1 protein-coding gene is annotated in these 380 nt (G+C 68.2%); it reads left to right on the top strand.

What is annotated here, in order from left to right:
* Positions 1-380 (top strand): SIMPL domain-containing protein (locus K728_RS19445; protein WP_193353938.1); only part of this gene is annotated, 380 nt, incomplete at both ends.

Genomic DNA, 380 nt, shown 5'->3' with positions numbered 1-380 from the left:
CCTCGGCGTCGGGGTGGAGGTACGCCGTCCGACGGCCCCGCAGGCGTATCTCGGGGCCGCCGACGCTGCTGTCAGGGTGTTCGATGCCCTGGACTCCCTCCGGCTTCAGTCACTTCAACGGGCCACCCACCAGATCGGGCTGCGCGCGGAAATCCTGTGGGGCGAGAACCAGGAGCAGCGGGTCACCGGGTATGTCGCGTCACAGGATCTCAACCTGTCGATCGGTGACCTATCGTCAGCGTCAGCCGTACTTGAGGCTGTGGTGCAGGCTGGCGGCGACGATGCCCGGATCAGCTCTCTGTCGTTCGGCTTCTCCGATCCGGAGGCCAGGGCTGCCCAGGCACAGGAGGCCGCCTGGCAGGATGCACTCGCCCGGGCCC

It is taken from the genome of Arthrobacter sp. CAL618, from assembly GCF_000468215.1.
GTDB lineage: Bacteria > Actinomycetota > Actinomycetes > Actinomycetales > Micrococcaceae > Arthrobacter_D.
This window is presented reverse-complemented; position numbering and strand designations above follow the sequence as displayed.